Origin of the sequence: Streptomyces sp. NPDC017225 (assembly GCF_044331465.1) — a bacterium.
GTDB lineage: Bacteria > Actinomycetota > Actinomycetes > Streptomycetales > Streptomycetaceae > Streptomyces.
In genome coordinates this window covers 9,666-21,202 of record NZ_JBIRNE010000026.1, presented here as the reverse complement: position 1 = coordinate 21,202, position 11,537 = coordinate 9,666, and the positions used below count along the sequence as shown (strand labels likewise).

1 protein-coding gene is annotated in these 11,537 nt (G+C 73.4%); it reads left to right on the top strand.

What is annotated here, in order from left to right; translation table 11 throughout:
- The first annotated feature begins 2 nt into the window (after positions 1-2).
- Positions 3-11,486 (top strand): SDR family NAD(P)-dependent oxidoreductase, encoded by an 11,484-nt coding sequence (locus ACH4NX_RS34345; protein ID WP_398129993.1) that lies wholly within the window; start codon positions 3-5, stop codon positions 11,484-11,486.
- Positions 11,487-11,537: the final 51 nt, after the last annotated feature.

The window sequence follows — 11,537 nt, the reverse complement described above, 5'->3', positions numbered from 1 at the left end:
ACATGAGCAACGAGCAGAAACTCCGCGACTACCTCAAGCGGGCGACCGTCGACCTGCGGGAGAGCCGTCAGCGTGTGCGGGAACTGGAGGAGCGCGCACACGAGCCGATCGCCATCGTGGGCATGGCCTGCCGGCTCCCGGGCGGTGTCGCCTCCCCGGACGACCTGTGGGAACTGTTGCGCGCCGAACGCGACGCGGTCGGTCCCTTCCCCGAGGGCCGCGACTGGGACCTGGAGAACCTGTACCACCCCGACCCCGACCACCTCGGGACCTCGTACACCCGCGAAGGCGGCTTCCTGTACGAGGCGGACCGGTTCGACGCCGAGTTCTTCGGCATCAGCCCTCGCGAGGCGGCGGCGATGGATCCCCAGCAGCGGTTGCTCCTGGAGACGGCGTGGGAAGCCGTCGAGCACGCGGGCATCGACCCGACCGCGCTGCGGGGCACCCGTACCGGGGTGTACGCGGGCGTCATGTACGACGACTACGGCTCCCGGACTCCGCGTGCGCCCGAGGACTTCGAGGGTTACCTGCTGACCGGCAGCGCCGGCAGCATCGCGTCGGGCCGTCTGTCCTACACCTTCGGCCTGCAGGGGCCGGCGGTGACGGTCGACACCGCGTGCTCGTCCTCGCTGGTCGCGCTGCATCTCGCGGCTCAGTCGCTGCGCCAGGGCGAATGCTCCATGGCGTTGGCCGGCGGTGTCACGGTGATGGCGACACCGGGCACGTTCGTGGAGTTCTCCCGGCAGCGCGGGCTGTCGCCGGACGGACGCTGCAAGGCGTTCTCCTCGTCGGCGGACGGCACCGGCTGGGCCGAGGGCGTGGGCGTCCTGGTGCTGGAGCGGCTGTCGGACGCACAGCGCGACGGGCACCGGGTGCTGGCGGTGCTCCGCGGTTCCGCGATGAACCAGGACGGTGCGAGCAGCCAGCTGACCGCGCCGAACGGGCCCGCGCAGGAGCGGGTCATCCGGGCCGCGCTCGCCGACGCGCGGCTGTCGGCGTCCGAGGTGGACGCGGTGGAGGCGCACGGTACGGGTACGCGTCTGGGTGATCCCATCGAGGCGCAGGCGCTGCTGTCCGCCTATGGCCAGGCCCGTGGGGACGACAACCCGCTGTGGCTGGGTTCGGTCAAGTCGAACATCGGTCACACGCAGGCCGCGGCGGGTGTCGCGGGCGTGATCAAGATGGTCATGGCGATGCGAGAGGGCGTCATGCCCTCGACCTTGCACGTGGACGAGCCGACCCCCGAGGTCGACTGGTCGGCGGGCACCGTGAGACTGCTGACGCGGGCTCGGCCGTGGCCCGATCTCGACCGCCCGCGCCGGACGGGTGTGTCTTCGTTCGGGATCAGCGGGACCAACGCGCACGTGATCCTCGAAGAGGCGCCGCGCGACCGTGATGCTGTCGCACAGGAGCAGGAGCAGGAGCAGGAGCCGGGGCAGGAGCAAGAGCAGGGCCGGCCGGCGCTGCCGGCGCCGTGGTTGCTCTCGGCCAAGTCGGAGACCGCGCTCCGGGCCCAGGCGAGCCGACTGCTGGCCTGGCTCGCCGAGCACCCCGAGGCCGAGGACGCCGACGTCGCTGCCGTCCTGATCACCGCGCGCGCTCAGCTGGGCCGGCGTGGTGCGGTGCTCGGGGCCGACCGGGCGGGTCTCCTCGCCGGCCTCACGGCCCTCGCCGCGGGTTCGGCGTCCCCGCACGCGGTGTCGGGTGCCGCCACCGTCGGCGAGACGGCCTTCCTGTTCACTGGCCAGGGCGCGCAGCGTATCGGTATGGGCGCGGGGCTGGCTGCGGCGTTCCCCGTGTTCGCCGCCGCCCTCGACGAGGTGTGCGCGGAACTCGACGCCCTGCTGGGGGTATCGCTGCGCGAGGTCATGTCCGGCGGGACCGGCGGTGCCGGGTACGGCGGCGGCGACACCGAGCGCACCGCCCTGCTGGACCGGACGGAATTCACGCAGCCCGCGCTGTTCGCGTTCGAGGTGGCGACGTACCGCCTCCTGGAGTCGTTCGGCGTGACCCCTGACGTGGTGGCCGGGCATTCGATCGGCGAGCTGGCCGCAGCCCACGTGGCCGGTGTGTGGTCGCTGCCGGACGCGTGCCGGCTCGTCGCCGCCCGCGGCCGGTTGATGGGGGCGCTGCCGGCCGGCGGCGCGATGCTCGCCGCCGCGGTGCCGGAGGAGCGGACGCGGGAACTGCTCGCGGCCGGGACGGTTTCACTGGCTGCCGTGAACGCGCCTGAGGCGGTGGTGTTCTCGGGCGGGACGGCGGCGATCCTCGCGCTGGAGGACCGGCTGGCCGAAGAGGGGGTGAAGACCAAGCGGCTCACGGTCAGTCACGCCTTCCACTCGGCTCTGATGGAGCCGATGCTCGCCGAGTACGCGCAGGTCGCCGGATCGGTGGAGTACCGGACGCCACGCATCGGCGTGTGCTCCACGGTGTCCGGCGCGCCGGCCGGGCCCGAACTGCTGACGCCGCAGTACTGGGTGCGGCAGGTGCGCGAGGCCGTACGGTTCGCCCCCGCGGTGCGGTCACTCGCCGACGCCGGCGTGCGCCGGTTCGTCGAGGTGGGTCCGGACGCGGTGCTGGCGGCGCTGACCCGCCAGACACTCGGCGACGAGGAGGCGTCCCGCTCGCTGGTCACGGCGGCGGCACGGCGCGGCATCGACGAGGCCGAACAGTTCCTGCGGCTGCTCGCCGACGCGCACTGCTCGGGCGTCGGCGTCGACTGGGCGCCGCTGACATCGGACGGGCCGGCCGGCCACCTCGACCTGCCCGTCTACGCCTTTCAGCACCGCCGTTACTGGGTACAGCCCGACGACGACGCGCTCGGTGACATGAGCCGCGCCGGCCTCCACGCGCTCGATCACCCGATGCTGCGCGTCGCCGCGCCGCTCGCCGGACGCGACGAATGGCTGTTCAGCGGCCGGCTCTCCACCACCGACCAGCCGTGGATCGCCGACCACACGGCCTTCGGAACGGTGCTTCTGCCCGGCACCGGTTTCGTCGACCTCGCCCTGGCCGCGGGCCGCCGGCTGGACCTGCCCGTCCTGGACGAACTCGTCCTGGCGACACCACTGCTCTTCGACGGCACCGCTGCCGTGGACGTGCAGCTCTCGGCGAGCGAACCCGACCACACCGGCCGCCGACGCCTGTCGGTCCACTCGCGTGCCGTCACAGGCACCGCGCCGTCCCACCCGGGCGAGCCGCAGTGGACGCTCCACGCCACCGGCACCCTCGCCCCCGCTGACATCGGGACACCGCACTGGACCGACCCCGACTGGCCGCCCGCCGACGGCACGCTGGTCGACGGGGCACGCCTGTACGACCGGCTGGCCGACCTGGGATTCGGCTACGGCCCGAGCTTCCAGGGCGTGCGCGCCGCCTGGACCAGTGGCGACGAGGTGTTCACCGAGGTGACCCTGGACGAGACGGCGGCGGGCCGGGCGGCGGGCTTCGGGGTGCATCCGGCGCTCCTGGACGCGGTCTTCCACGCCGCGATCGACGTGCTCGCCGAGGACCTGCCCGACGGCAGGCTGCCGCTTCCGTTCTCCTTCGGCGGCGTCCGCGTGTTCCGAACCGGCGCCACCGCGGTCCGCGCCCGCGTCATCCGCTCGGGTCCCGAGAAGGTGCGCGTCGACGCCTGCGACGCCGGCGGCGCCGCGGTGCTGTCGATCGACGCCGTACTCGCCCGCCCCGCGGACGCGAGCGCGCTCGCCGGTGCCCGCAGCCCGCTCTACGCCCTCGACTGGACGCCGGTGACGGCGCCCGCGGCGCCGGACCGGCACCTGGTCGCACTGGGGCGGTCCGTCGCAGGCTGCGCCGAGACCTTCGAGGACGTCGCGGCGTTCGCGGTGGACGGTGGTCACACCGGCGCGGCCGTCGTCTGGTCGCCCGAGACGGCGCCGGCGGACGGCGACGACGTCCCCACGGCCATCCGCACGGCCGTGCACAGCGCCCTTGCGGTGCTGCGCGCCTGGCTCACCGAACCCGACTGCGCCGACTCGACACTGGTCGTGCTGACCCGCAACGGGGCAGGTCTGCCCGGTGAGACACCGGACCCCGCGGCAGCGGCCGTCCGCGGCCTGGTACGCAGTGCGCAGTCGGAGCACCCGGGGCGCATCGTGAACGTCGACCTCGGCATCGACCCCGACGACGTCGCGGACCTGCGTCAACGGATCGCCGCCGCGGCCGCCGCGGACGAACCACAGCTCGCGATCCGCGACGGCGCGACCCTGGCACCACGGCTGGCGCGTGCGACCACCGGCGAACCGGCCGGCGGACACTTCGGTGACGGCACGGTCCTGATCACCGGCGGCGCGGGCGGCCTGGGCGCCGTCACCGCACGCCACCTGGTCACCCGGCACGGGGTGCGCACCCTGTTGCTCGCCTCGCGCCGCGGATCCGCCGCGCCGGGTGTCGAGGAGCTGGTCACCGAGCTGACCGCCCTGGGCGCCGACGTACGCGTCGCCGCGTGCGACGTCAGCGAACGCGCCGAGGTCGCCGCGCTGCTGGAATCCGTACCCGCGCACGAACGGCTGACAGCCGTCGTGCACACCGCGGGCGTGTCCGACGACGGCACCATCGAAACCCTGACCGCCGAGCAGGTGGACCGGGTGCTCGCCCCGAAGATCGACGCCGCCTGGCATCTGCACGAGCTGACCCGCGACATGGACCTGTCGGCGTTCGTGCTGTTCTCCTCCGCCGGGCCGCTGCTCGGCGGGCAGGGGCAGGGCAACTACGCGGCCGCCAACGCGGCGATGGACGCGCTCGTCCAGGCGCGCCGCAGCGCCGGCCTGCCCGCGCACTCGCTGGCCTGGGGACTGTGGAAGCGCGGCATGGCCGAGGCGTTGAACGACGCGGGTGGCGAATATCTGGTGCGTCAGATCCGCACCCGTCTCGGTCTGTCCCCGATCGAGCCGGACACCGGCATGCACATGCTCGACAGCGCGTTGACCTGCGCCGAACCGATGCTGATGACGGCGCTGCTCGACACGCCCGCCCTCACCGCGCTGGGCCGGCACGGCACGCTGCCCGCGGTCCTGCGCGGCCTGATCCACGTACCGTCGCGCGGCCGGATCGCCGACAGTCCGTTGCGTCAGCGGTTGCTCGACGCCCCCGCCGAGCAGTGGGAGACGCTGATCCGCGACGAGGTCCGCGCGATAGCCGCCGCGGTCCTCGGCCACGAGTCGGCCGACGCCGTCGCCCCCGAGACACCGTTCACAGAACTGGGCTTCGACTCGCTCGGCGGAGTCGAGTTCCGCAACAAGGTGACCGCCGCCACCGGTGTCCAGCTCCCGTCCACGCTGGTGTTCGACTACCCGACCGCCGCCGCGGTCGCCGGCTTCCTGCTCACCCGGGTCGACGGTTCGGAGCCGGCGCGACCGCGCCCCGCCCCGACCCGTGCCAGGGCCGCTGCCGGGGCCGACGAGCCGATCGCGATCGTCGGCATGAGCTGCCGGTATCCCGGCGGCGTCGAGAATCCCGACCAGCTCTGGGACCTGATCGACGGGCGCGTCGACGCGATCACCCCGATCCCGGGAGACCGCGGCTGGGACGTCGACCACCTGTACGACACCGACCCCGGCAAACCAGGCAAGATCTACACCCGAGAAGGCGGATTCCTGCACACCGCGGGCGACTTCGACGCCGCCTTCTTCGGAATCGGCCCCCGCGAGGCGGCGGCGATGGACCCTCAGCAGCGGTTGCTTCTGGAGGCGTCCTGGGAAGCGCTCGAAGACGCCGGTATCGATGCGACCTCACTGCGAGGCAGCGACACCGGGGTCTACGCGGGCGTCATGTACCAGGACTACGGCTACACGGCGCGCGAGGCCGCCGACGGCGCCGCGGAAGGCTACCTGGCGACCGGATCCGCCGGCAGCGTCGTCTCCGGCCGGGTGTCCTACGCCCTCGGTCTGGAAGGGCCCGCGGTGACGGTGGACACGGCGTGCTCGTCGTCGCTGGTGGCCCTGCACCTGGCGGTGCAGGCACTGCGCGCGGGGGAGACCTCGCTGGTCCTGGCCAGCGGAGTGACGGTCATGTCGACTCCGCTGCTGTTCCTGGAGTTCTCCCGGCAGCGGGCGCTGTCACCGGACGGGCGCTGCAAGGCGTTCTCGAGCGGTGCGGACGGTGTCTCGTGGGCCGAGGGCGTCGGCGTGCTCGCCCTCGAGCGGCTGTCCGACGCGCAGCGCAACGGACGCCCGGTACTGGCCGTGATCCGCGGCAGCGCCATCAACCAGGACGGTGCGAGCAACGGCCTGACCGCACCCAACGGCCCTTCCCAGGAGCGCGTGATCGCCCAGGCACTGGCCAACGCAGGTGTGGCCGCGGCCGAGGTGGACGCGGTCGAGGCACACGGCACCGGCACCACACTGGGCGACCCGATCGAGGCGCAGGCGCTGATCAACGCCTACGGACAGGAGCGCACCGAGCCGCTGCGGATCGGTTCGCTGAAGTCGAACATCGGGCACACGCAGGCGGCGGCCGGAGTCGGCGGTGTGATCAAGATGGTGCAGGCGCTGCGGCACGAGGTGCTGCCTGCCACCTTGCATGTCGACGCACCCTCGCCGCATGTGGAGTGGGTGGCGGACGCGGTACGGATCCTGACCGACGCCGAGCCGTGGCCGACCGGAGAGCGGCCGCGCCGGGCGGGTGTGTCGTCGTTCGGGATCAGCGGGACCAATGCGCACGTGATCCTCGAAGAGGCGCCCGCGGCCTCGCCGCGGCCGGTCGGCGCACCGAGCCCGGCGGCCCTGCCGCTGCTGCTGTCCGCGCGGACGCCTGCCGCCCTGCGGGCCCAGGCGCGCCGCCTGCACGACACGCTGCGCGAACGCCCCGAACTCGATCCGACCGACGTCGCGGCGACGTTGGCGCTGCACCGCGCGCGACTCGAGGAGCGCGCCGCGGTCGTGGGCCCGGACCGGGAGTCGCTGCTGGCGGCCCTGTCGCGCCTGGCGGCCGGCGAGCCGGGACCGGGCACAGCCGACGGCGCCGGCCGGACAGGTACGACAGCGTTCCTGTTCACTGGTCAGGGCGCGCAGCGGATCGGGATGGGCGCCGGACTGTACCGGGAGTTCCCGGCCTTCGCCTCCGCGCTCGACGAGGTGTGCGCGGAACTCGACGCACACCTGGAGCACGCGCTGCGGGACGTGATGTTCGGCGCGAGCGGCGAGACCCTGCTCGATCGCACCGAGTACGCCCAGCCCGCGTTGTTCGCGTTCGAGGTGGCGACGTACCGCCTCTTCGAGTCGTTCGGCGTGACCCCTGACGTGGTGGCCGGGCATTCGGTCGGCGAGCTGGCCGCAGCCCACGTGGCCGGTGTGTGGTCGCTGCCGGACGCGTGCCGGCTCGTCACCGCCCGCGGCCGGTTGATGGGGGCACTGCCGGCCGGCGGCGCGATGCTCGCCGCCGCGGTGCCGGAGGAGCGGGCCGCGGAGCTGCTGCCAGCGGTCAATACCGGTCCGGCCGCCGCGGTCTCCCTGGCCGCGGTCAACTCCCCCGAAGCGGTGGTCTTCTCCGGAGACACCGACGCGGTGTCGGCACTGGAGTCGATGCTGGCGGCCGAGGACGTCAGGACCAGCCGGCTGCGGGTGAGCCACGCGTTCCACTCCGCCTTGATGGATTCCATGCTGCCCGAGTTCGCGGAGATCGCTGCGGACCTGACGTACCACGAGCCGCGCATTCCTGTGTGCTCCACGGTTTCCGGAGCCTTCGCCGACGAACTCCTGGGCACACCCGAGTACTGGGTACGGCAGGTGCGCGAGGCGGTGCGCTTCGCCCCGGCCGTGCGGTCCCTCCTCCAGTCGGGCGTCGGCCTCTTCGTCGAGCTGGGCCCCGACGCGGTGCTGACCACCATGGCCCGCGCCACGTTGGCGGCTGTCCCCGCACAGCGCGCGTCGGTCGTCGCGGGATCTCGTCGCACGGTCGCCGAACCCGAACAGCTGGTCACCGCGCTGGCAACAGCGCACTGCGCGGGCCGGCCGGTGCGGTGGGCCGACTACTTCGGAGCTCGACCGCAGGCACGGATCGCCTTGCCCACCTATCCCTTCCAGCACGAACGATTCTGGTTGCAGCCCGCGGAGACCGCTGCGCCGCTCGCCGGTGCCGACTCCGCCGACCATCCGCTGCTGCACGCCCGGATGCGGCTCGCCGGCACCGACGAGTGGCTGTTCACCGGCAGGCTCTCGCAGCGCACGCACCCATGGCTCGCCGACCACACCGTCCTCGGCACGGTCGTGATGCCGGGCACCGGATTCGTGGAACTGGCACTGGCCGCCGGTGCCCGGCTCGGCGTGCCGCGCCTGGCGGAACTGGCGCTCGAGGCGCCTGTGATCCTCCCGGCCGAGGGCGGCGCGGACCTTCAGCTCGCCGTGGGCGAACCCGACGCCGACGGGCACCGGACCGTGGCCGTCCACGCCCGCGTCGCCGACACCTGGGTGCCGCAGGCCCGTGGCCTGCTCACCCCCGCCACGCCGGCCCCGGCGCCGGGCTGGCCCCGGGTGTGGCCTCCGGTCGCGGCCGAACCGGTCGACGGGCCAGAGGTGTACCGCGTGCTCGGCGACCTCGGATTCGCGTACGGCCCGGCCTTCCAGGGGGTCCGCGCCGCGTGGTCGCGCGGGGACGAGGTATTCGCCGACCTGGCACTCGACTCCGGCACGGCGGCGCGCGCCACCGCCTTCGGGCTGCACCCGGCACTGCTGGACGCGGTGTTCCACGCAGCCGTCGGCCCTCTCGCCGAAAGCGGGCCTGACGGCCGGGTGCCCCTGCCCTTCGCCTTCGAGGGTGTCCAGCTGGCACAGTCCGGCGCGGGTGCCCTGCGCGTCCGCATCGCCCGCACCGCGCCGAACACCTTCCGCGTGGACGCCGTCGACGCGACCGGTGCTCTCGTACTGAGCGCGGAGTCGGTGCGGGTCCGTCCGATCGAGCGGGCGGCACTGGCCCAACTGCGCGGCTCGGCGCCACTGTTCGACTTCGAATGGGTCACCGTGCCCGCCGCCCCCAAGGCGGACGCCCGGCGCATCGTCGTACTCGGCGATCCCGCGACCGTCGATGCCCCCGAGCCTCCCACCGGCTGCGCCGACCTGGCGGAACTCGCCGCGCTGCAGGAGGTTCCCCACACGGTGGTGTGGCAGGCGCCCCGCACAACCGCGGCCGGCGCGGCGGACGTACACGCCGGTGTGCTGACGACGCTCGCCCTCCTGCAGAGCTGGACCAGCGCCGAACACCCCGGCCGGCTCGCGATCGTGACGCGCCGGGCCGGCGGACTGCCCGGCGAGGAACCCGATCTGGTCGGGGCCGCCGTGGCCGGTCTGGTGCGCAGCGCCCAGTCGGAGCACCCGGGCCGGTTCCTGCTCATCGACCACGACGGTGACGCCCTGCCGATCGCGTCGCTCGCCGATGCCGTGGCCCAGGACGAACCGCACCTGGCCGTTCGCGAGGGCCGGCTCCTGGCACCGCGCCTGCAGCCGCTGCCTGCGACCGAACCGGGCGTACCACCGTCGTTCGACCGCGGCACGGTCCTCATCACCGGCGGCACCGGGGGCATCGGCGCGATCGTCGCCCGGCATCTGGTCGCGGAGCGCGGCGCACGACACCTGCTGCTGGCGTCGCGGCGCGGTCCGGCCGCGGACGGCGCCGACGAACTGGTCGCCGAGCTGACCGCTCTCGGTGCCCACGTCCGGGTCGTGGGGTGCGACGTCACCGACCGTGCCGCCGTCCAGGCTCTGTTGGCCGACATCGACACCGACGCCCCGCTGACCGCTGTCATCCACACGGCGGGCGTCCTGGACGACGGCACGCTCGACACCCTCACCACCGCGCAGACGACGCGGGTGCTGGCACCGAAGGTCGATGCGGCACTGCACCTGCACGAGCTGACCCGCGACCTGGATCTGTCGGCGTTCGTGCTGTTCTCGTCCGCGGCGCCGCTGCTCGGCGGACAAGGGCAGGGCAACTACGCCGCCGCGAACAGCGCGCTGGACGCGCTGGCGCGCGTGCGGCGCAGTGCCGGCCTGCCCGCACATTCACTGGCCTGGGGACTGTGGACCGTCGGCATGGCAGGGGTGCTCGGCGGGGACGGCGGCGATCAGTACGCCCGCCGGATCCGGACCAGGCTGGGCCTGGTCCCGATCGACCCGGAATCCGGCATGGCGCTGTTCGACAACGCACTCGCGATGGACCGCGCGACACCGATGACCGCACTGCTGGACACGGCGGCGCTCACCGACCTGGCGCGCGGCGGCACCCTGCCCGCGACGCTGCGCGGCATGATCCGGGTTCCCCCGGCCGCCGCGAGTACCGATGTCGGCCTGAGGCGGCGATTGGCCGCACTGCCCGACGCGGACCGCGACGGTGCGATCCTGCGGGAGGTGCGCAACGTCACGGCGGCGGTCCTCGGCCACCGGTCGGGCGAGGCGATCGACCCGCACGCGCTGTTCACCGAGCTCGGATTCGACTCCCTCGGCGCCGTCGAATTCCGCAACCGGCTCGGCCGACTGACCGGTCTGGAGCTGCCGTTGACGCTGGTCTTCGACCACCCGACCGCCGCCGACGTGGCGAAGCTCGTGCGATCGCGGATCGAGGAATCCGACACCGATGTGGTCGAGCGGGAACCGGCCGGCGTGCGCGGCACGCTCACCGACCTGGTGTCGGCAGCACACCGCCGCGGTGAACTGGCGGCGGCGATGCCCCTGCTGATCGCGAGCTCGGCTCTGATGCCCACGTACGCCGCCGGCGAGGCCGCCGGACGGCGTCCGGCCGCGGCGCAGCTCCTGGCGCGCGGCGCCGCGGCACCGGCACTGGTCTGCGTCCCGTCCTTCCTGGCGGGATCGGGCCCTCACCAGTTCGCCCGCCTGGCCCGGGAGCTGGGCGGCGAGCGGCAGGTCAGTGCGCTGCGGCTGCCCGGGATGCGCGCAGGCGAGGACCTGCCGGCGACGTGGGAGGCGGCGATCGAGAGCCTCGCCGCGGCCGTCGCACCGGAACTCGAGCGAGGCCCGGTGGCACTCATCGGCTATTCGGCAGGTGGTGCGGTCGCCCATGCGGTCGCCCGGCGGATCGAAGACGACGGCGCCGAACTCGCGGGCCTCGCGATGATCGACACCTACTCCCCCGACGAGCACGAACCGACCCGCCGCGCCCTCACCGACGCGCTGGGGCAGATCCTGTCCCGGGACAACGCACTGACCCCCGTCGACGACCACAGCCTGGTCTCCATGGGCGGCTACGTGCGGATCTACCCCGAGCGCGGGGCCGAGCGGATCGCCGCTCCGACACTGAACCTGCGGGCCACCGTGACGCTGAGCGGCTTCGGCGACGTCGACCCCGTCCCCGACTGGCAACACCGTGGACCGGCCGAGTACATCGAGGCAGATCACTTCTCCATCATCGAGGATCAGGCGGCGAAGACCGCCGCACGCCTTGGGCACTGGCTCGATTCACTCAAGGGCCATTCCGTCCGGCATTCCGATATACGGAGCAGCGGAATGCGCGACACGTAAATATGGTCAGCCAGAGAGGCATAGCCCCAACAGGCAAGTCAAGACTTACCT

Bases quoted from the DNA above. Each gene is read 5' to 3' on its own strand.
- ACH4NX_RS34345 (WP_398129993.1), top strand. From the start codon at position 3: ATGAGCAACGAGCAGAAACTCCGCGACTACCTCAAGCGGGCGACCGTC.